The 20458-nt window shown below is 71.0% G+C and carries 18 protein-coding genes and 1 tRNA gene; 10 read left to right on the forward strand and 9 right to left on the reverse strand.

The window, feature by feature from the left end; genetic code table 11:
* Nucleotides 1-47: 47 nt before the first annotated feature.
* The 4 genes from eno (at nt 48) to ACIBAD_RS26925 (ending at nt 3522) form a co-directional block, all read left to right on the forward strand.
* Nucleotides 48-1334: a phosphopyruvate hydratase gene (eno, locus tag ACIBAD_RS26910; protein WP_053688163.1), complete on the forward strand. Its 1287-nt coding sequence runs from the start codon at nt 48-50 to the stop codon at nt 1332-1334.
* Nucleotides 1335-1459: 125 nt separating this feature from the next.
* Entirely contained in the window at nt 1460-1948 is a 489-nt protein-coding gene (locus ACIBAD_RS26915) for a septum formation initiator family protein (protein WP_134073785.1), read from the forward strand.
* 72 nt (nt 1949-2020) lie between these two features.
* Complete coding sequence (locus tag ACIBAD_RS26920; protein ID WP_134073786.1) at nt 2021-2560, forward strand: DUF501 domain-containing protein; 540 nt, start codon at nt 2021-2023, stop codon at nt 2558-2560.
* Entirely contained in the window at nt 2557-3522 is a 966-nt protein-coding gene (locus ACIBAD_RS26925; RefSeq protein WP_134073788.1) for a Ppx/GppA phosphatase family protein, read from the forward strand. Before ACIBAD_RS26920 ends, ACIBAD_RS26925 begins: the two co-directional genes overlap by 4 nt.
* Nucleotides 3523-3594: 72 nt before the next feature.
* Here ACIBAD_RS26925 and ACIBAD_RS26930 read toward each other — a convergent pair whose 3' ends face one another.
* A complete protein-coding gene (locus ACIBAD_RS26930; protein ID WP_398908977.1) occupies nt 3595-3864 on the reverse strand; it encodes a type II toxin-antitoxin system RelE/ParE family toxin in 270 nt (89 codons plus the stop codon).
* Complete coding sequence (locus ACIBAD_RS26935) at nt 3861-4133, reverse strand: type II toxin-antitoxin system Phd/YefM family antitoxin (RefSeq protein WP_134073792.1); 273 nt, start codon at nt 4131-4133, stop codon at nt 3861-3863. The genes ACIBAD_RS26930 and ACIBAD_RS26935 overlap by 4 nt, the downstream gene beginning before the upstream one ends.
* A gap of 579 nt (nt 4134-4712) precedes the next feature.
* On the opposite strand from ACIBAD_RS26935, the gene ACIBAD_RS26940 reads away from it, so the two are divergent.
* Nucleotides 4713-6098, forward strand: a complete 1386-nt coding sequence (locus ACIBAD_RS26940; protein WP_134073794.1) for an NAD(P)/FAD-dependent oxidoreductase — start codon at nt 4713-4715, stop codon at nt 6096-6098.
* A 171-nt stretch (nt 6099-6269) separates the two neighbouring features.
* Nucleotides 6270-7661: a class I SAM-dependent methyltransferase gene (locus ACIBAD_RS26945; protein WP_398908980.1), complete on the forward strand. Its 1392-nt coding sequence runs from the start codon at nt 6270-6272 to the stop codon at nt 7659-7661.
* Nucleotides 7662-7791: 130 nt separating this feature from the next.
* Here the strand turns inward: ACIBAD_RS26945 and ACIBAD_RS26950 are convergent, their stop codons facing one another.
* Entirely contained in the window at nt 7792-10344 is a 2553-nt protein-coding gene (locus ACIBAD_RS26950; RefSeq protein WP_134073798.1) for an ABC transporter permease, read from the reverse strand.
* 54 nt (nt 10345-10398) lie between these two features.
* Nucleotides 10399-11163: an ABC transporter ATP-binding protein gene (locus ACIBAD_RS26955; protein ID WP_134074548.1), complete on the reverse strand. Its 765-nt coding sequence runs from the start codon at nt 11161-11163 to the stop codon at nt 10399-10401.
* A 454-nt stretch (nt 11164-11617) separates the two neighbouring features.
* On the opposite strand from ACIBAD_RS26955, the gene ACIBAD_RS26960 reads away from it, so the two are divergent.
* Nucleotides 11618-11697, forward strand: a tRNA-Leu gene (locus tag ACIBAD_RS26960).
* An 87-nt stretch (nt 11698-11784) separates the two neighbouring features.
* Here the strand turns inward: ACIBAD_RS26960 and ACIBAD_RS26965 are convergent.
* The gene (locus ACIBAD_RS26965) at nt 11785-12648 is read right to left on the reverse strand and encodes a hypothetical protein (RefSeq protein ID WP_398908982.1); all 864 of its coding nucleotides are present in this window, start codon (nt 12646-12648) and stop codon (nt 11785-11787) included.
* A gap of 683 nt (nt 12649-13331) precedes the next feature.
* Here ACIBAD_RS26965 and ACIBAD_RS26970 point away from each other — a divergent pair.
* Nucleotides 13332-14180, forward strand: coding sequence for a Bax inhibitor-1/YccA family protein (locus tag ACIBAD_RS26970; protein WP_134073802.1), 849 nt, complete (start codon nt 13332-13334; stop codon nt 14178-14180).
* A 130-nt stretch (nt 14181-14310) separates the two neighbouring features.
* On the opposite strand, the gene ACIBAD_RS26975 is transcribed toward ACIBAD_RS26970, so the two are convergent.
* Entirely contained in the window at nt 14311-14541 is a 231-nt protein-coding gene (locus ACIBAD_RS26975; RefSeq protein ID WP_048479109.1) for a DUF4287 domain-containing protein, read from the reverse strand.
* Nucleotides 14542-14647: 106 nt separating this feature from the next.
* On the opposite strand from ACIBAD_RS26975, the gene ACIBAD_RS26980 reads away from it, so the two are divergent.
* Nucleotides 14648-15019, forward strand: coding sequence for a hypothetical protein (locus ACIBAD_RS26980; RefSeq protein ID WP_134073804.1), 372 nt, complete (start codon nt 14648-14650; stop codon nt 15017-15019).
* Here the strand turns inward: ACIBAD_RS26980 and ACIBAD_RS26985 are convergent, their stop codons facing one another.
* From ACIBAD_RS26985 to ACIBAD_RS26995, 3 genes are all read right to left on the reverse strand, one after another.
* Complete coding sequence (locus ACIBAD_RS26985) at nt 15020-15856, reverse strand: hypothetical protein (RefSeq protein ID WP_208329113.1); 837 nt, start codon at nt 15854-15856, stop codon at nt 15020-15022.
* A gap of 294 nt (nt 15857-16150) precedes the next feature.
* Nucleotides 16151-17371: an acetyl-CoA C-acetyltransferase gene (locus tag ACIBAD_RS26990; protein WP_134073808.1), complete on the reverse strand. Its 1221-nt coding sequence runs from the start codon at nt 17369-17371 to the stop codon at nt 16151-16153.
* A 183-nt stretch (nt 17372-17554) separates the two neighbouring features.
* Entirely contained in the window at nt 17555-18643 is a 1089-nt protein-coding gene (locus ACIBAD_RS26995) for an SGNH/GDSL hydrolase family protein (protein ID WP_398908985.1), read from the reverse strand.
* A 134-nt stretch (nt 18644-18777) separates the two neighbouring features.
* Between ACIBAD_RS26995 and ACIBAD_RS27000 the strand changes: the two genes are divergently transcribed.
* Nucleotides 18778-20163 carry a cystathionine beta-synthase gene (locus ACIBAD_RS27000; RefSeq protein ID WP_134074549.1) on the forward strand — a complete coding sequence of 462 codons (1386 nt, stop codon included), beginning with the start codon at nt 18778-18780 and terminating at the stop codon, nt 20161-20163.
* The last annotated feature ends 295 nt before the right edge of the window (nt 20164-20458 follow it).

Raw genomic sequence — 20458 nt, forward strand, 5'->3', positions numbered from 1 at the left:
ACGGCCCGACATGCCACCGCACACCCAGCGTCACATCCCAGAAGGAGATGCTCGTGCCGTCCATCGACGTCGTCGTAGCCCGGGAAATCCTGGACTCCCGAGGCAACCCCACGGTCGAGGTCGAGGTGGGCCTCGACGATGGCAGCACCGGCCGTGCTGCAGTTCCGTCCGGCGCCTCCACCGGTGCCTTCGAGGCCATTGAGCTCCGCGACGGTGACCCCAACCGCTACATGGGCAAGGGTGTCGAGAAGGCCGTCCTCGCGGTCATCGAGCAGATCGGCCCGGAGCTCGTCGGCTACGACGCCACCGAGCAGCGCCTGATCGACCAGGCCATGTTCGACCTGGACGCCACCGACAACAAGGGCTCGCTCGGCGCGAACGCCATCCTCGGCGTGTCCCTCGCCGTCGCGCACGCCGCGTCCGAGGCCTCGGACCTCCCCCTCTTCCGCTACCTCGGCGGCCCGAACGCGCACCTGCTGCCCGTTCCGATGATGAACATCCTGAACGGCGGGTCGCACGCCGACTCCAACGTGGACATCCAGGAGTTCATGATCGCCCCGATCGGCGCGGAGTCCTTCTCCGAGGCGCTGCGCTGGGGTGCCGAGGTCTACCACACCCTCAAGAAGGTCCTGCACACCAAGGGCCTCTCCACCGGCCTGGGCGACGAGGGCGGCTTCGCCCCGAACCTGGAGTCCAACCGCGCCGCGCTCGACCTCATCGTCGAGGCCATCAAGCAGGCCGGCTACACCCCGGGCAAGGACATCGCGCTCGCGCTCGACGTCGCCGCGTCCGAGTTCTACAAGGACGGCAAGTACGAGTTCGAGGGCCAGTCCCGCTCGGCCGCCGAGATGACCGAGTACTACGAGGAGCTCGTCTCCGCGTACCCGCTCGTCTCCATCGAGGACCCGCTGTACGAGGACGACTGGGCCGGCTGGAAGGTCATCACCGACAAGCTGGGCTCCAAGGTCCAGATCGTCGGCGACGACCTCTTCGTCACCAACCCGGAGCGCCTGGCCCGCGGCATCGAGGAGGGCTCCGCGAACGCCCTGCTCGTGAAGGTGAACCAGATCGGTTCGCTGACCGAGACCCTGGACGCCGTCGAGATGGCCCAGCGCAACGGCTTCAAGTGCATGATGTCGCACCGCTCGGGTGAGACCGAGGACGTCACCATCGCCGACCTCGCCGTCGCGGTGAACTGCGGCCAGATCAAGACCGGCGCCCCGGCCCGCTCGGACCGCGTCGCCAAGTACAACCAGCTGCTGCGCATCGAGGAGATCCTCGACGACGCCGCCGTGTACGCCGGCCGCAGCGCCTTCCCGCGCTTCAAGGGCTAATCACGGCAGCCCTCCGGGGCTGGCCTCCGTACGTCCCCGCACCCGGTCCCGTACCGTGTGCGGGGACGTATTGCGTAGCGCGTACCACGCACCTGGAGACAGAGGGACATAGGGGAGGCGGATCAATGGCCGGGAACCGGGATCGGTTCTCCACCTTCTCCACCGCGACCAGGCTCAAGCAGCTCGGCGAGCGGACCGCCGCCCACGTCTACCGCTCGCAGACGCGCCGTCAGGTCCGCCGCAGCCGACTCACCGGCCGCGCCGCGCTCCTGGTGCTCGTCCTCTGTACGCTGGTCGTCGCCCTCGCGTATCCGATGCGCCAGTACGTCTCCCAGCGCTCGGAGATCGCGGAGCAGCGGCGGGCCGCCGAGGCCGCGGCACGGCGCCTCGAACGCCTCCGCGACGAGAAGGCCCGCTGGCAGGACAACGCGTACGCGGAGCAGCAGGCGCGCAAGCACCTGCACTTCGTCCGCCCGGGGGAGATCAGCTACATCATGACCGACCCCGGGGCCGGGGCCGCCGAGCGGCACCGCACCGGAACGGCCGGGTCCGACCGGCCCTGGTACTCGAACGTCTGGGACGGGGTCGACAAGGCCGACCGCCCCGGCGAGTGACCCGTACCGCCCGCACCGCCCGCCGTACCGCGGCACCACCCATCCACGAGAACGAAGAGACTTCCTCCAGGCATGCAGACGCCCCCGCCCCAGACCGACCGGACCGAGCCGACCGACGCGGACATCGAGGCGTTCGAGCAGCAGCTCGGCCGCCCGCCGCGCGGGCTGCGCGCCATCGCCCACCGCTGCCCCTGCGGCCAGCCGGACGTGGTGGAGACCGCCCCGCGCCTCCCCGACGGCACCCCCTTCCCGACGCTGTACTACCTCACCTGCCCGCGCGCGGCCTCCGCGATCGGCACGCTGGAGGCCAACGGCGTGATGAAGGAGATGCAGGCCCGGCTCGCCGAGGACCCCGAGCTCGCCGCCGCCTACCAGGCCGCGCACGAGGACTACATCCGGCGCCGCGACGCCATCGAGGTGCTCCAGGGCTTCCCGAGCGCCGGCGGGATGCCGGACCGGGTGAAGTGCCTGCACGTGCTGGTCGGCCACTCGCTGGCCGCCGGCCCCGGGGTGAACCCGTTCGGCGACGAGGCGCTGGCGATGCTGCCGCAGTGGTGGGCCAAGGGCGCGTGCGTCACGCCGTGCGCGGAGCAGAAGGAGTCGGACGGGTGACCCGGGTCGCCGCAATCGACTGCGGTACGAACTCCATCCGCCTGCTCGTCGCGGACTGCGATCCGCAGACCGGCGAGCTGGTCGAGCTGGACCGGCGGATGACGATCGTCCGCCTGGGCCAGGGCGTGGACAAGACGGGCCGGCTGGCCCCGGAGGCGCTGGAGCGCACCTTCGCGGCCTGCCGCGAGTACGCGGCGGTGGTCAAGGAGCTGGGCGCGGAGCGCCTGCGCTTCGTGGCGACCTCGGCCTCCCGCGACGCCGAGAACCGCGAGGAGTTCGTCCAGGGCGTCCTCGGCATCCTGGGCGTCGAGCCCGAGGTGATCTCCGGCGACCAGGAGGCGGAGTTCTCCTTCACCGGTGCCACCAAGGAGCTGGTCGGCCACGAGCACCTGGAACGGCCGTTCCTGGTGGTGGACATCGGCGGCGGCTCGACCGAGTTCGTGGTCGGCGAGGAGCACGTACGGGCGGCCCGCTCGGTCGACGTCGGCTGCGTCCGGATGACCGAGCGCCACCTGGTGGTGGACGGGGCGGTCTCCGACCCGCCGACGGCGGAACAGATCGCGGCCATACGGGCCGACATCGAGGCGGCGTTGGACCTCGTCGAGGAGACGGTCCCGCTGGCCGAGGCGCGCACGCTGGTGGGCCTGGCCGGCTCGGTGACCACGGTCGCCGGGATCGCCCTCGGGCTGCCGGAGTACATCTCCTCCGAGATCCACCACGCCCGGATCCCGTACGAGCAGGTCCGCGAGATCACCGATCGCATGCTGACCTCCGTGCACGCCGAGCGCGCGGCGATCCCGGTCCTCCACCCGGGCCGCGTGGACGTGATCGGCGCGGGCACCCTGGTCCTGCTCGCCGTCATGGAGCGCATCGGAGCCACCGAGGTCGTGGTCTCGGAGCACGACATCCTCGACGGCATCGCCTGGAAGACAGCAGAAGAGGTCGAGGCTGACGGGCAGTAGCCCTGACCTGCTGCCCGGCTGAACGGCGGTGCTCCGGTGGGTCCACCGGAGCACCGCCGCCCTGTTCTGCGCTCAGATGTTGCGGTAGACGTCGCGACGGTCGCCGACCTTGACGACGAGGATGACGAGCTCGCCGTCCAGCACCTGATAGGCGATCCGGTAGCTGCCGACCCGGAGCCTGTAGAGGCCGGATGGTCCGGTGAGCTTCTTGATGTCGGCGTCCTCGCGGAAGGGGTCGTCTCCCAGCGTGGTCAGGGCGGCGAGGATCCGCATGGCGGCCGGCTTGTCGATCGCCCGGAGCTGCCGTTGCGCGGCGGTCGTGAACCGGAACGCGTACTTCACGCCGCGCCGTCACCCCGTTCGCTGAACAGGTCGGCGAGGAGCTCAGCCATGGTCACGGTCGGTCCGCCCTCGGCGAGGACGGCCTCTGCCTCGCGCGCCAGCAATTCGTCAGCTGCTTCTTCCAGCGCGTTGAAATCGGCGATCGGTACGAGGGCGGCCACCGGGGCACCGTTGCGGGTGATTATCGTCGGGGCGCCCTGCTCGGCCCGGTTGATGTGGTCCGCGAGGTGGGCGCGGGCTTCGCGCACGGTCACAGCGTTCTCACTCATGACTCCAGTGTACGCGGCACCGTGTACACGTGTACACGTGCATGGCTGCAGCGCCAATCTGGTGTGCGTTCACGGGAGATCCTCGACGGGACCGCCTGGTCCGTCGCCTGACGAGGTGCCCCCGAGGGCTGCCCCCGGCGGCCCTCGGGGTCTCTCGGCAGCTCTCAGCGGGCTCGCAGGTGGCCCTCGGGGGGCCTTCGGGAGGCCTCGCGGGGGGCTCGGGTCCCCTCGTCCGCAGAAAGTTCGTGAAGTTCTTCACAAGGAAAAGAGGCCTGATGGGCCGCGGGAACGACCCTTCGGGGTGCTCCGCGGGCCATCGGGCCTCTTCCGTCCGAGCGTTCGTGCGAAATGAGGGTGCGGTCCGGCCTCGTCGGTAGGTATCCACCAACCCGGTGGTCTACTCCGCTTACGGGCCTGGAGGCCAGCTCAGGACGGGTGAACAACGAATCCCGTTACACCCTGGTTCCCGTTTCGCGCCATGACCTCCGTCACGTGGGCCGCGCAGTGTAGCAGAGGCCCTCCGTCACCTTGTGAAGGGGCTCACGAGCGTCACCCCTTGGGGTGCTGGATACTCGTTCCATGAGCACCACGGAGCGTCCCAGGATCCTCGTAGTAGGAGGTGGGTACGTAGGCCTGTACGCGGCCAAGCGGATCATGAAGAAGATGCGCTATGGCGAGGCGACCGTCACGGTCGTCGACCCGCGGTCGTACATGACCTACCAGCCCTTCCTCCCTGAAGTGGCCGCAGGCAGCATCTCGCCTCGGCACGTCGTCGTCCCGCTGCGACGCGTGCTGCCCAAGGCGGAGGTTCTCACCGGCCGGGTCACCAGCATCGACCAGGACCGCAAGGTCGCCGTCGTCACGCCGCTGGTCGGCGAGGCGTACGAGCTGCCCTTCGACTACCTGGTGATCGCGCTCGGCGCCGTCTCCCGCACCTTCCCGATCCCCGGCCTCGCCGAACAGGGCATCGGTATGAAGGGCGTCGAAGAGGGCATCGGCCTGCGCAACCACGTCCTCGAGCAGCTCGACAAGGCCGAGTCCACGACGGACGAGAACGTCCGCCGCAAGGCCCTCACCTTCGTCTTCGTCGGCGGCGGCTTCGCCGGTGCCGAGACGATCGGCGAGGTCGAGGACATGGCCCGCGACGCCGCGAAGTACTACACCACGATCAAGCGCGAGGACATGCGCTTCATCCTGGTGGACGCGGCCGACAAGATCCTCCCCGAGGTCGGGCCCAAGCTCGGTACCTGGGGCAAGGAGCACCTCGAGTCCCGCGGCATCGAGATCTACCTCAACACCTCCATGGACTCCTGCGTGGACGGCCACGTGGTGCTGAAGAACGGCCTTGAGGTCGACTCCGACACCCTCGTGTGGACCGCCGGCGTCAAGCCCAACCCGGTGCTGGCCCGCTACGGCCTGCCGCTGGGCCCGCGCGGCCACGTCGACACCGCCCCGACCCTCCAGGTCCAGGGCACCGACTACATCTGGGCCGCCGGCGACAACGCCCAGGTCCCGGACATGGCCTCCCGCAAGGCCGGCGTCGAGAACGCCTGGTGCCCGCCGAACGCCCAGCACGCGCTGCGCCAGGCCAAGGTCCTCGGCGACAACGTCATCTCGGGCATGCGGGGCTTCCCGCAGGCCGAGTACTCGCACTCCAACAAGGGTGCGGTGGCAGGCCTCGGCCTCCACAAGGGCGTCGCGATGATCGTCATGGGCAAGACGAAGATCAAGCTCAAGGGCCGGCTCGCCTGGTACATGCACCGTGGCTACCACGGCATGGCCATGCCGACCTGGAACCGCAAGATCCGCGTCTTCGCCGACTGGACCCTCGCCATGTTCCTCAAGCGCGAGGTCGTCTCCCTCGGTGCGCTGGAGACCCCCCGCGAGGAGTTCTACGAGGCCGCCAAGCCGGCGCCGGCTCCGGCCGCCGCCGCTTCCCCGGCCGCGAAGGCCAAGGCCTCCTGACCCGGGCCTGACCGGCAACTCCCTTAGTACGTCCCGAAGGGGCCGTCCGCCATCCGTGGTGCGGACGGCCCCTTCGGCGTGCCCCCGTAGGCCTGTTCGGAGTGCCACCCGATTGACGGCCGTGCGAAGTGGGTAGGCCGTTCGGTCGGATCATTACTGGAGGTGCCTACGATGACCGAAGCCGCGCCGCGGCTGGCCGCTCTCGCCGAGACCCTGCTGGGCGCCCCCCTGCCCGTCCGGATTCGTGCCTGGGACGGCAGCGAGGCCGGGCCGCCCGCCGGACCCACCCTGGTGCTGGCCAACCGGCGCGCCCTGCGCCGCGTGCTGTGGCGGCCGGGTGAACTGGGCCTGGCCCGGGCCTGGGTCGCCGGGGACCTGACCGTGGAGGGCGACCTCTTCGAACTGCTGGACCGGGTGGCCGGGCTGCTCTGGGAGCGCGGGCCCGCCCCCGACCCCGAGACCCCGCCGGCGGTCCGCCGCGCCGGCATCGGCAAGCTCGCAGCCCTGCGCCCCCAGCTGCCGCAGCTGGCGGAGCGTGCCGCGGGCGCCGCCGGGACCGCCGCGCTGCTGCGCGATCCGGACGCCCGGGCCGCCCTGCGCGACCTCGTCACCCTGGCCCGGCCGTGGCCGGCGCCCGCGCCGCCGCCGGAGGAGGCACCCCGCCGCGGCGGCCCGACGCACACCAGGAACCGGGACCGGCAGGCGATCAGCCACCACTACGACGTCGGCAACGAGTTCTACGAGCACGTCCTGGGTCCTTCGATGGTGTACTCCTGCGCCTACTGGAGCCCCGGCTCCACCCTGGAGGAGGCCCAGCGGGACAAACTCGACCTGGTCTGCCGGAAGCTGGGCCTCCGGCCCGGTATGCGGCTCCTCGACGTGGGCTGCGGCTGGGGCTCCATGGCCCTGCACGCCGCCCGGGAGTACGGCGTCCGCGTCACCGGCATCACCCTCTCGCGGGAGCAGGCCGTGTACGCCCGCAAGCGGGCCGCGGAGGAGGGCCTGGCCGACCGCCTCGACATCCGGATCCAGGACTACCGGGACGTCAAGGACGGCCCGTACGACGCCATTTCGTCCATCGGCATGGCCGAGCACGTCGGCGCGGAGCGCTACCGCGAGTACGCCCGCACCCTGCACGCCCTGCTGGCGCCCGGCGGCCGGCTGCTGAACCACCAGATCGCGCGCCCGCCGGAGCCGGACGAAGAGGCGTACCGCGTCGACGAGTTCATCGACGCCTACGTCTTCCCCGACGGCGAACTCTCCCCGATGGGCACGACGGTGGGCGAGTTGGAGCGGGCCGGGTTCGAGGTCCGCGACGTGGAGGCGCTGCGCGAGCACTACGCGCTGACGTTGCGGGCCTGGGTGGCGCGGCTGGAGGAGCGCTGGGAGGAGGCCGTACGGCTGACCTCGCCGGGGCGGGCCCGGGTCTGGCGGCTGTACATGGCGGCCTCGGCCCTGGGCTTCGAGCACGGCCGGCTCGGCGTCAACCAGGTCCTCGCCGTGAAGCCCGCGGCGGCAGGGCGCTCGGAGCTGCCGCTGCGGCTGCGCACCTGGGGCGCGTGAGCCCGTACGGCAGGCCCCGCAGGGCCGGCGCAGGGACGGGCAGGGCCGCGTAGTGCCTCGTACGACAGCGGGAAGGGCCCCGGGGCGTGTGCCCCGGGGCCCTTCCGTGTCCCTGCGTTCCGCTGGTGCGCTACTCGGTCTTGATGGCGGTCAGCATGTTCAGCCGGGCGGCGCTGCGGGCGGGCCACATGGCCGCCAGGACGCCGACCACGGCGGCCAGCAGGAGGAAGACGCCGATCCGGTCCCAGGGCAGGACCAGGGCGTAGTTCGGGACCCCCTTGGCGATGGTGGTGCCCACCGCCCAGGCGAGGAAGACGCCGATGGCGACACCGAGGACCGCGCCGAAGAGCGAGATGACCACGGCCTCCAGGCGGATCATGTTCTTGACCCGGCTGCGGTCGAGGCCGATCGCCCGCAGCATGCCGATCTCCTGGGTCCGCTCGAAGACGGACATCGCGAGGGTGTTGACCACGCCGAGCACCGAGATGATCAGCGCCATGCCGAGCAGTCCGTACATGATGTTCAGCATCGTGTTGATCATGCCGCCCATCTCGTTGCGCACGTCCTGCTGGGTGGCGACCTTGATCGCCGGGTTCTTGCCGAGGGCGTCGACGACGGTCTGCTGCGCGGCCTTCGAGCCGCCGTCGGCGGTGTTGACGTACACCTCGCGGATGTACTGCTCCTCGCTGTGCGAGCTGAGGATCTTGTTGTCGAGCACGTACGGGGAGAGCAGGCCCTCCAGGTCCTTGTAGACGGCGCCGACCTTGAGCGTGCCCTTCTGGCCGTCGTCGTACTGGACCTGGAGCGCGGAGCCGACGGAGAGGTCCTGCTTCTTCGCGGTGCTCTCGGCGACGGCCACCTCGCCCCGGGAGAGGCTGTCCAGCGAGCCGCTGAGGGTCTCGATGTTCAGCATCTGGCCGATGGCGGAGGGGGTGACGCCCGAGGCGGAGCGGAACTCGCCGCCGATCCTCAGGTAGCCGTCCGCCTGGGGGGAGACCGCCTTGATGCCGGGGGCCTTGGCCAGGGTCTCGGCGACCGACTTGTCCAGGCTCATGCCCTCGGCGGCCATGGAGACCTTGTAGTCGGCCTTCAGCTTGTCGGTGCTCATCCGGTCGATGGCCTTGCCCATCGTGATGCCGAGCACCGACAGGGTGGTCACCAGGGTCAGGCCGATCGCCAGGGAGGCGGCGGTGACCGCGGTGCGGCGCGGGTTGCGCACGGCGTTCTGCGCGGCCAGCTTGCCGGGGATGCCGAAGACCTTCTGCAGCGCGGGGCGCAGCGCCCCGATGACCGGCTTGGAGAGCAGCGGGAGCACCACGATCAGGCCGATGAGCATGAAGAACGCGCCGGCGCCGAGGATCAGGCGGCCGTTCGAGCCGCCCTGGGACACGCCGAGCAGGACCAGGCCGATGCCGGCGAGGCTGATGACCGAGCCGAGGACGTTCCGTACGGCCAGGGACTTCGCGGTGGCCGGAAGGTGGGCGCTGCCCATGGCGGCGACCGGGGCGATCCGGCCGGTGCGCCAGGCGGGCAGCAGGGCCGCGAGGGTGGTGACGAGGACGCCGATGACCACGGCCGCGATGACCGTGCCCGGGGCGATCACGAGGTCGCCGGCCGGGAGCTTGGCGCCGAAGGCCTCTATGGCGGAGCGCATGGCGACCGCCAGTCCGGTGCCGGCGACCAGGCCGACGACGGCGGAGACGACGCCGACGACCAGCGCCTCGGTGAGGACCGAGCGCATGACCTGACCGCGGTTGGCGCCGACGGCGCGCAGCAGGGCCAGCTCCTTGGTGCGCTGGGTGACCAGCATGGTGAAGGTGTTGTAGATCAGGAAGATGCCGACGAAGAGAGCGATGCCGGCGAACGCGAGCAGCATCTGGTTCATGTTGGCCATGCCCCGCTCGACGTCCTTCGCCTGCTCGGCGGCGAGGGCGGCGCCGGTCTGGGCCTTGGTGTGCTTGGAGTCGAGCAGCGGCTTGATGTCGGTGAGCAGCGCGTCGGCGGAGGTCCCGGCCTTGGCGGCGACCGACAGCTCCTGGTAGAAGCCGGGCTTGAGGTACAGCTCCTGGGCGACCGCGGTGTCGAACAGGACCAGGCTGCCGCCCGCGCTGACCGCGCCGTCCTCGGTGGTGAAGACGCCGGAGAGGGTGTACTCCTTCACCGGCCCGTTGGTGGCGACGCGGACCTTGTCGCCGACCTTGTACTTGCCGGTGTCGGCGGTCGCCCTGTCGAGGGCGATCTGGTCGGCCTTGGCCGGGCCGGTGCCCTCGGTGAAGGTGTAGCGCGGGTCCTTGCCGTCCTTGACGGGGGCGAAGTTGGAGCCCTTGTTGGACCAGCTGGAGCCGATCAGCCGGCCCTTCTCGTCACCGACGCCGGCGAAGCCGGAGACGCGGCCGGAGACGGAGTCGACGCCCTTGACGGCCTTGACCTTGTCCAGGGTCTGCTGGCTGAGGCCGACCTCGCCCTCGCGCTGGCCGTCCTCGCCCCGGCCCTGGCCGTAGGAGGTCACGGAGACGGCGACGCCGTCGTAGCTCTTGGCGGACTGGCTGGAGAGGGCTTTGCTGAGGGTGTCGGTGAAGACGAGGGTGCCGGAGACGAAGGCGACGCCGAGGACGACGGCGAGCACCGTCATCATCAGCCTTGCCTTGTGCGCGAGCACGTTGCGCAGGGCGGTACGGAACATGGTGGAGGAGTCCAGGGGGGTAAGGGGTCAGCGGGGACGGGGAGGGAACGTCCCTCAGCTGGTGCGGCCCTTGGCGTCGAAGGCCTTCATGCGGTCGAGCACCCCGTCCGCGGTGGGGCCCTGCACCTCGTCGACTATGCGGCCGTCGGCGAGGAAGATGACGCGGTCCGCGTAGGAGGCGGCGACCGGGTCGTGGGTGACCATGACGACGGTCTGGCCGAGCTCGCGGACGGAGTTGCGCAGGAAGCCGAGGACCTCGGCGCCGGAGCGGGAGTCAAGGTTTCCGGTGGGCTCGTCACCGAAGATGATCTCGGGACGGGAGGCCAGGGCGCGGGCCACGGCCACGCGCTGCTGCTGGCCGCCGGAGAGCTGGGTGGGGCGGTGGCCGAGGCGGCCGGAGAGGCCGACCATCTCGATGACGGTGTCCAGCCACTGCTTGTCGGGCTTGCGGCCCGCGATGTCCATCGGCAGGGTGATGTTCTCCAGCGCCGTCAGCGTCGGCAGCAGGTTGAACGCCTGGAAGATGAAGCCGATCTTGTCCCGGCGCAGCTGGGTCAGCTGCTTGTCCTTGAGGGTGCCGAGCTCGGTCTCGCCGATGCGGACGGAGCCGGCGGAGAAGGTGTCCAGACCGGCGACGCAGTGCATCAGGGTGGACTTGCCGGAACCCGAGGGGCCCATGATCGCGGTGAACTGGCCCTGGCCGAAGTCCACGGAGACGTTGTCCAGGGCGACCACCTGGGTCTCGCCCTGGCCGTACACCTTGGAGAGGCCGGTGGCCCGGGCGGCCACGGCCTGGGTGGTGTGCGGGGCGTAGTTCATGGTGGTCACGGAAGCGACTCCTCGGGCTGCGGACCGGGGTGCGGTCTGCGGATCGGCGGGACCCTTCCATCGTCGCGGTCCGCACCCCCGCGGGGGATCAGCCGAGGTGCCCGTTCACTGGCCCACTGGAGTCTGATCAGGGGGCGGGCCGCCTCCTCCTCTGGTATGACAGCCGCCCCTGGGCGGAGTCCGGGTGAGGCCTCCGGAGGGTGGGGTGGCCCGGGGTGGCGGGGAGGGTGGCGCGCGGGGTGGCGGAGGCCATCGAAATCCCGTCAATCCCGTATCGCGGTGATCGCCGCCCGTAACGGGCCCACCGTGTGTTCTCGGCTCTGACGCCCCCTCAAGCGCCAATAAAATCAGACAACATCGGATAGACGGCCCACTGCTGACCAGGATGATCCGGATAGGCTCGGCACAGCGTTCAGTGCTTTTTGTACGGGAGCCGCCACGCCCTGCCCGGATGGTGGAATGCAGACACGGCGAGCTTAAACCTCGCTGGCTTAGGCCGTGCCGGTTCAAGTCCGGCTCCGGGCACGAGTACGTTCCGCACGTACCGGAACACACGAACGGCGGGGGCGCCCAGAGGGCGTCCCCGCCGTCTTGTCTCCCGCGGCTACCGGATCAGGATCCGCCGTCCAGGGTGACCCGCAGGCGGTCCGGCGCCGACTGGCCGTCGGCCTGCCGCAGGGTCACGTCGACCCAGCCCTTGTGGCCTTCGGGGAGCGCGGCGTAGTAGACGTCCCGCCCCGTCGCCCGGGGGGAGAGGGTCCTGACGGGCTGCCAGGGCCTTTCCTTCCCCTCGTAGGTCACGGACGTCACCTTGGTGCCGACTCCGGCGGCGAACACGATGTACGACTCCGAGAAGCCCGTGCCCGGGCCGAAAAGCGCCTCCAGCCGGGAACCCGGCTCCGGAGCCGGCTCCGTGACCGCCGCGCACGCGATCTCGTGCATCGCGCCGGGGGCCTTGATCTGCGCGAAGCAGACCTTGCCCCCGTCCGTCTCCCAGAGGTAGGAGGCGGACGTCCCGGCCTGCCGGGCCAGACTCAGCCCGGCGCCGGTGGGCGCCGAGCCGGACGCCCGGGCCTGCTGCGCGAGGACCGAGGACAGCCGGGGCAGGTCGAGCGAGGGCGAGGGCGAGACGACGGGCGCCGAGGCGACCGGTGCCTGCGGAGCGGCGGCGCCGCCCTGCGGGCCCCCGCAGCCCGCCGCGAGCAGCACGGCCGCCGCCGTCAGGAACAAGCCCGCCGGCGCGCGCAGGGCCGGGCTCAGCACGAGCCGGCCTGATTGCACGCCTTCACGTCCAGCGAGACCACCGTGGCCGGTTCGGAGGGGAAACGTGTAGGGCTGCCAAGGGGTGACCTCGAACGTTCCCCATGTCTTGGAGGTCACCCTGCCGTCCTTGTGCATGTAGGTCGTGTTGTACTTCGTGAGCTTGCCCGATGGTACGTACCCGAACAGCCCGCCCTTGGTGAGGTTGAGCTTCATGGCCTCGGCCGCTGGCGCCGTGCCCGCCTTGGTCTTGGCATCGGTCCACGTGTACTCCGGCCCTGATCGCCTCCGCTCCGGCCGTGAAGCCGCTGACCGGCGGTGCCTGCAGGACGTCGGCTGCCTTCTATGCTGCACAAGCTCCCCGGGGTGTGACGGTTCCCGACGGTGGTCATTCGCCCGCGGAGATGACCGGGGGGTGGAGAGGGGCGCGGAGACGCCGTCACCGCGCCCGGACCAGTCGCCGCCGTAGGGGCCGCGGAAGCCCGAGTAGTCGATCTTGACCTGGGCGGGGCCGGCCTTCGCTTCACGGACAGCGGGACGCCGTCGACGCCGGCCCCGGCCGCGGCCTGGCGGAGCGACCGAGACGGGCAGATCGCCGGCCTTCTTCAGGCCGCGGAGCTCGACCTCGGCGGTTCCGGCTTTCGGCCGTACGTGTACGCCTTTCGCGCCTGCGGAGGCTATGGCCGCCGCGAGTGCGGGCAGAGATCTTTCGGAAAGGCCGCGTGCAGGCCGATGTGTCCGGTGGCCGACCCGGCCGCCGGCGGGTCATCGGCCGGCTCGGAGGAGCTCCCGGCACCCGCAGGTGCTGGGCAAAGATCCTCCCTGAGCAGTAGAGTCAGATTTTTGCTAACGCATTACTCTTGTTGCAAGGCCGCGCACGGTGGCCATGGAGGAGTGAGATGAGGAGCAGCAACCCGGTCTTCTCGCGACGGGGGTTCAGCCGCGACAACGGTGGCTACGCGGGCTTTGACGCGCAGCACCAGCAGGCCGGGACCAACCCGTACGCGACGAATCCTTACGCCACGGACACGACCACCGGCATGCCGCAGGCGCCCGCCCGCGCCGACGTGATGACCATGGACGACGTCGTGAGCCGTACGGCCATGACGCTCGGCACGGTCATCCTCACGGCGACGATCGCGTGGATCGCCATGCCGGTCGACCCGGCGAACGTCAACAAGTCGTACGGCATCGCCGTCGGCGCCGCGCTCGTCGCGATGGTCCTCGGGCTCGTCCAGTCGTTCAAGCGCAAGGCCTCCCCGCCGATCATCCTCGCCTACGCGGCCTTCGAGGGCTTCTTCCTCGGCGTCCTCAGCGCGGCCACCAGCACCTACTTCGGTGCCGGCGTGGTCATCCAGGCCGTGCTCGGCACGATGTGCGTCTTCGCCTCCGTGCTGTTCGCGTACAAGATGCGCTGGATCCGCGTCACCCGCCGCTTCTACGGCTTCGTGATGGCCGCCGCCATGGGCTTCATGCTGCTCATGGTCGCGAACCTGCTGTTCTCGGTCTTCGCGGGCGGTGACGGCCTCGGCTTCCGCAGCGGCGGCCTCGGCATCCTCTTCGGCATCGTCGGCGTCGTCCTCGGCGCCTGCTTCCTCGCCCTGGACTTCAAGCAGGTCGAGGACGGCATCACCTACGGCGCCCCGCGCGACGAGGCCTGGCTGGCGGCCTTCGGCCTCACGCTGACCCTGGTGTGGATCTACCTGGAGCTGCTGCGCCTGTTCCAGATCCTCTCCGGCGACGACTAGTCGTACCGGCCGGCCGCCCGGCGCTGACGGCAAGGGGAAGGCCCCGCGAGCTCACCGCTCGCGGGGCCTTCCCGCGTCTCGGAGGAGTGCGGGGTCGGGGACGGAGGGATCGGGGGAGGGGTCAGCCGGGTCAGCCGAACTTGCGGGCCGCCCTGCGCAGGTCGTACTCGTGGATGATCGCCTTCGCCTGGCCGTACGAGAGTTCGTGCGCGCCGCGCAGCCAGCTGACCTTTTCCTCGAACCGGACGAGGGAGGGGCCGTCGTCCACGGTGCGGAGCCAGTCGGACACTTCACGACCGGTGGTCAGGGGGATTCTGTCGATCATGTTGCGGTGGGTCTGCTCGGAGAACTCTACGGACATGGGCGCCTCCGGAGGTATCGCCGTGCTGTGCTGTTCTCTTCACGCCACCGTGCCGGAGAGTTCGCCCGTTGGCAATGGCGCCGGGGCGGCGCGTAAGGTCGGCCGGGTGCTTGATACTTCGCCTCTGACCGCCGCCGTGGAACGTTTCGCCGACCGGCTGAGGGCCATGCCGCAGAGCCGCCTCCAGCAGGGGGCCGCCGCCGAGGCGCTGGAGCTGGCCCGGGAGCTCTCCGTACGCGCCCAGGCGCTGGAGGCGCCGCGGAACGGCGCGGGGGCGGCTCCGGCGCGGAAGATGCCCGACGCGGGGGTGTTCGTGGTCGGGGACCAGGTGGCGGTCGCCGGACTGGACCTCGCGCAGGCGCTGCGCGCCGCCGCCGAGGAGCCGTCGGGGCTCCCGGAAACCGCGAAGGCCCCGTCCGGGATGCTGGACGAGGCCGTACGGCTGGTGGAGCAGGCGGAAGCCAGGGCGACGCGGTGATCAGAGAGACGCGATGACGCGGTCCGCGAGGATGTAGACGTTGTTGTCCGGGTCCTGGGCGTCGCCGCAGGAGAAGGTCAGCGCGTAGGCGCCCGAGATGCCGGAGCCGCCGAGCAGGACCGGCGCGGTGCCCGAGCGCAGCGCCTCGGCGAGGCGCTCCGCCGTCTCCCGGTGGCCCGGGGTCATGCACAGCGTGGTGCCGTCGGTGAAGACGTACACGTCGAGCGTGCCCAGCGGGCCCGGGCGGACGTCCGCGAGGGCCGTACGGGCCTCCGCGAGCTCCTCCAGGCGCGAGACGGTGCGCTCGTGGTCGGCGCCGGGGGCCGGGGCCTGGACCGGGACGAAGTCGGGGTGCGAGGGGTGGCGCCGGCGCGCGGCGGCCAGCTCGGCCGAATCCTCGGGGTAGTCGTCGGCGGCTTCGTCGCCGAGCACCGGCTCCAGACCCACCAGATCGGCCTGGCGGGGCAGGAAGACGGCCGGGCCGTCCTCGCCGAGCCCGGGCAGGCCGCCGAGGAGCGAGGTAGGGGTCTCCCCAGCGAAGCGTGGGGAAGCGTCCGCGGCGTCGCGGGCTTCCTGCGCGGCCCAGAAGGCCCGGGCCTCGGCGAGCTCGCGCTCGCGCTCCTCGGCCAGGGCCTCGGCCACGGCGGCTCGTATCTCGGCGGCGGGGGAATGCACGGCACTGCGGGCGTGCGGGACGGTCGTGCCGCGGGTGTGGGCGGGCGTCGCCAGCTCACCGCGGAGGGCCGTCACCTGCTTGCGCAGGCCGTGTACGGCGTGCAGCGCAGCAGCGCCCACGGTCGCGGCGGCGGCCGTGGTCAGCAGCAGGGCAAGAGACATGGCGCTCACTGACTAACTCCTGATTGATTCGATCCCCCGACTTCCTACATCAGAGTGTCCTGACCTGGGAATGGCGTGCAGTGCATTACGTCACGAATTGGACAGGGCTTTGGTCACACCCGGGTTCTGTAAATGTGCTCTGACCTGCGGAAATGGCAAACCCCCAGGACGAAGGTCACATCCTGGGGGAGATTCGGTCACAGGTCGGCCGCGACGGGATTGGATTCGGCGTCAATACGCCGCAAGGGATCAAGCGGATCCCTTGCGGCGTCTGGACGGAGCCCAGGTGAAGGCTTAGCTCAGCCGCTCGATGACCATGGCCATGCCCTGGCCGCCGCCGACGCACATCGTCTCCAGGCCGAACTGCTTGTCGTGGAACTGGAGGCTGTTGATCAGCGTGCCGGTGATACGGGCGCCGGTCATCCCGAACGGGTGACCGACGGCGATGGCGCCACCGTTGACGTTCAGCTTCTCCAGCGGGATCTCCAGGTCCCGGTACGACGGGATGACCTGGGCCGCGAAGGCCTCGTTGATCTCGAACAGGTCGATGTCGCCGACGGTCAGGCCGGCGCGCTTCAGGGCCTGCTTCGAGGCCTCGACCGGGCCGAGGCCCATGATCTCGGGGGAGAGGCCGGTGACACCGGTGGAGACGATCCGGGCCAGCGGGGTCAGGCCCAGCTCCCGCGCCTTCGTGTCGCTCATGATGACCAGCGCGGCGGCGCCGTCGTTGAGCGGGCAGCAGTTGGCGGCCGTGACCAGGCCGTCGGGGCGGAAGACGGGCTTGAGGCCCTGGACGCCCTCCAGGGTGACGCCGGCGCGCGGGCCGTCGTCCGCGGAGACGACGGTGCCGTCCGGGGTGGTGACCGGGGTGATCTCCCGCTCCCAGAAGCCGTTCTTGATGGCGGCCTCGGCGAGGTTCTGCGAACGGACGCCGAACTCGTCCATGTCCTGGCGGGTCACGCCCTTGATCCGGGCCAGGTTCTCGGCGGTCTGCCCCATCGCGATGTAGGCGTCGGGGACGAGGCCGTCCTCGCGGGGGTCGTGCCAGGAGGAGCCCTCGCTCTGCGCGACGGCGGCCGTACGGGCCTCCGCGTCGGCGAAGAGCGGGTTGTGGGTGTCGGGCCAGGAGTCGGAGTTGCCCTTGGCGAACCGCGAGACCGTCTCGACGCCGGCCGAGATGAAGACGTCGCCCTCGCCCGCCTTGATGGCGTGCAGCGCCATCCGGGAGGTCTGGAGGGAGGAGGAGCAGTAGCGGGTGATCGTGGTGCCGGGCAGGAAGTCCATGCCCATCTGCACGGCGACGATGCGGCCCAGGTTGTTGCCCTGCTCGCCGCCCGGGAGGCCGCAGCCCAGCATCAGGTCGTCGATCTGGCGCGGGTCCAGCTCGGGGACCTTGGCGAGGGCGGCCTGGATGATCGTGGCGGTCAGGTCGTCCGGGCGCACGTCCTTGAGGGACCCCTTGAAGGCGCGCCCGATGGGGGAGCGGGCGGTGGAAACGATGACTGCTTCGGGCATCGGGGCTCCAAGGGGGGTGAGTTGCGGCTCGTTGCTGGACCGCAAGCGAAGTTACCGGCCCGTACGGTCGAGGTCACCGGCTTGGGCATGTGATGCCGGTCGCTCCGCGGGTGGAACGCGCCGCCCGGTGGTTCTGTTCCGGGCACCGGTACCCGGGGCTGCGGGCGCCCGCAGCCCCGGGCGTCAGCTCGCCGACGGGGAGTCGGCCCGCGGCGGCAGGGCCGGGCCCGCCGACCGGGGGGCCGTGGGGGGCGCCAGGTCCTCGGCCGGGACCCGCCTGCGGCGGCGGTGCTTCAGCAGCGCCCAAGGGCCGCGGGCCGGGGTGACCTCGGTGCCCGCCTGTCCGGCGGCGGCCGACGCCGCCTTCGCCACCGGCAGCATGTCCTCGTTCCGCGCCACCTCCAGGCGGTCCGACTCCGGCCACAGGGACAGGGCCGCGCACAGCGTGGGCAGCACGGCCATGGCCGCCGTCGCGTAGCCCTCCGCCGAGGGGTGGTACGAGTCGGGGCCGAACATCTCGCGCGGGTTCGCCGCGAACTCGGGGCCCAGCAGGTCCCCCATGGAGACCGTGCGGGCCCCCAGGGCGACGACCCCTATCGTCTGGGCGGCGGCCAGCTGGCGCGAGACCCGCCGGGCCAGCCAGCGCAGCGGCTGGTACACCGGCTCGATGGTGCCCAGGTCGGGGCAGGTGCCGACCACCACTTCGGATCCCGCGAGCCGCAGTCGGCGTACGGCCGAGGTCAGGTGGCGCACCGACTGCGTGGGCGGCATGCGCCGCGTGACGTCGTTCGCACCGATCATGATCACGCACACGTCCGGCGGCGGCAGCTCCCCGTCCAGGAGCAGCCCCGCCTGGCGGTCGAGGTCGTCGGACATGGCCCCGGAGACGGCCACGTTGCGCAGCTCCACCGGCCGCTCGGCCACCGCCGCCAGCCCCGAGGCCAGCAGCGCGGCCGGGGTCTGTCTCGCCCGGCGCACGCCGAGCCCGGCGGCCGTGGAGTCACCCATCATGCCGAGCCGCAGCGGCGCCTGGCCGGGCTCGCGCACGGCCCCCGGGCCCGCATCACGGCCGGGGGGAGCCGGCCCCGCGAACTCGCTCCCGTACAGCCCGTCCGCCCGCGGCGGATCGCCGAGCCCGGTGCCGACCGTCCGCTTCGCGAACTGGACCTCCGCCAGCACCAGCCCCACGGCGGCGGCTCCGACCAGCCCGAGCCCGCCTCCGCCGTACGCCGCGCCCGCCGCGATCCGGCGGGCCGTCCTCGCCCTGGACACCCCTCGCGCCACCTCCCTTTCCCGTCCGGTCCCGATGACCTTCCTGCCCCGTAGTGCCGGTCGGCCAATCCCTTTCCGCTTAGTCTGGCGGGACCTCCCGGAGAACCCGTGGAGTCCCCTCCCTGGAGAACATGGTGCAATTCCACGACTCGATGATCAGCCTCGTCGGCAACACCCCGCTGGTGAAGCTCAACCGTGTGACCGAAGGCCTGCAGGCCACCGTCCTTGCCAAGGTCGAGTACTTCAATCCCGGTGGATCCGTGAAGGACCGGATCGCCGTCCGGATGATCGAGGCCGCCGAGCAGAGCGGTGCCCTCAAGCCCGGCGGCACCATCGTGGAGCCCACCAGCGGCAATACCGGTGTAGGACTCGCCATCGTGGCCCAGCAGAAGGGCTACAAGTGCATCTTCGTCTGCCCTGACAAGGTGTCCATGGACAAGATCAACGTGCTGCGCGCGTACGGCGCCGACGTGGTGGTCTGCCCGACGGCAGTCGACCCCGAGCACCCGGACTCGTACTACAACGTCTCCGACCGCCTCGTCCGCGAGACCCCGGGCGCCTGGAAGCCGGACCAGTACAGCAACCCGAACAACCCCCGTTCGCACTACGAGACCACCGGTCCCGAGCTGTGGGAGCAGACGGACGGGAAGATCACCCACTTCGTCGCGGGCGTCGGCACGGGCGGCACGATCTCGGGTACGGGCAACTACCTCAAGGAGGTGTCCGGCGGCAAGGTCAAGGTCATCGGCGCCGACCCCGAGGGCTCGGTCTACTCCGGCGGATCGGGCCGCCCGTACTTGGTCGAGGGCGTCGGCGAGGACTTCTGGCCGACCGCGTACGACCCGAACGTGACGGACGAGATCATCGCGGTGTCCGACAAGGACTCCTTCCAGATGACCCGCCGCCTCGCCAAGGAGGAGGGCCTGCTCGTCGGCGGCTCCTGCGGCATGGCGGTCGTCGCGGCGCTGAAGGCCGCCGAGGGCCTCGGCCCGGACGACGTGGTCGTCGTCCTGCTGCCGGACAGCGGCCGCGGCTACATGAGCAAGATCTTCAGCGACGAGTGGATGGCCGGTCACGGCTTCCTTGAGGAGGCGGGCCCGGCGGCGCGCATCGGCGACGTGCTCGCGGACAAGGAGGGCGCCATGCCGTCCCTGGTCCACATGCACCCCGAGGAGACCGTGGGCGAGGCCATCGAGGTGCTGCGCGAGTACGGCGTGTCCCAGATGCCGATCGTCAAGCCCGGCGCCGGCCACCCGGACGTGATGGCCGCCGAGGTCATCGGCTCGGTCGTGGAGAAGGAGTTGCTGGCGGCCCTGTTCGCCAAGCAGGCCTCGCTGTCGGACGCGCTGGAGAAGCACATGAGCCGTCCGCTGCCGCAGGTCGGTTCGGGCGAGCCGGTCTCCGAGCTGATGGCCGTGCTGGGCGAGGCGGACGCGGCGATCGTGCTGGTCGAGGGCAAGCCGACCGGTGTGGTGAGCCGTCAGGACCTGCTGGCGTTCCTCGCGAAGGGCGCGAAGTAGCCGAAGTGCCGGAGGGAACGGCCGAAGTGCCCGTCGCGCAAAAGGTACGGGCCCGTCATGTGACGGCAGCACCGGCTTAACACGCCTCCGGCACAGTGGTGGTTGTCGGCAGGGAACGGAAAACGTCCCGGCCGGCACCACCGAACGGCGTTGGCGTACTTCCGGAGCGGCTCCCGGACCGCGTGAACGCCACGGACGCGGACGGCCCTGACCCGGCCCGTGTCCTTCGCGGGGACCGCCGTCGTCCCGCCCCTCGCACTCGCGAGGGTGCGGCGGTCCCCGCGCACTCTCCTTG

The sequence above is a fragment of the Streptomyces sp. NPDC051109 genome (assembly GCF_044455885.1).
GTDB lineage: Bacteria > Actinomycetota > Actinomycetes > Streptomycetales > Streptomycetaceae > Streptomyces.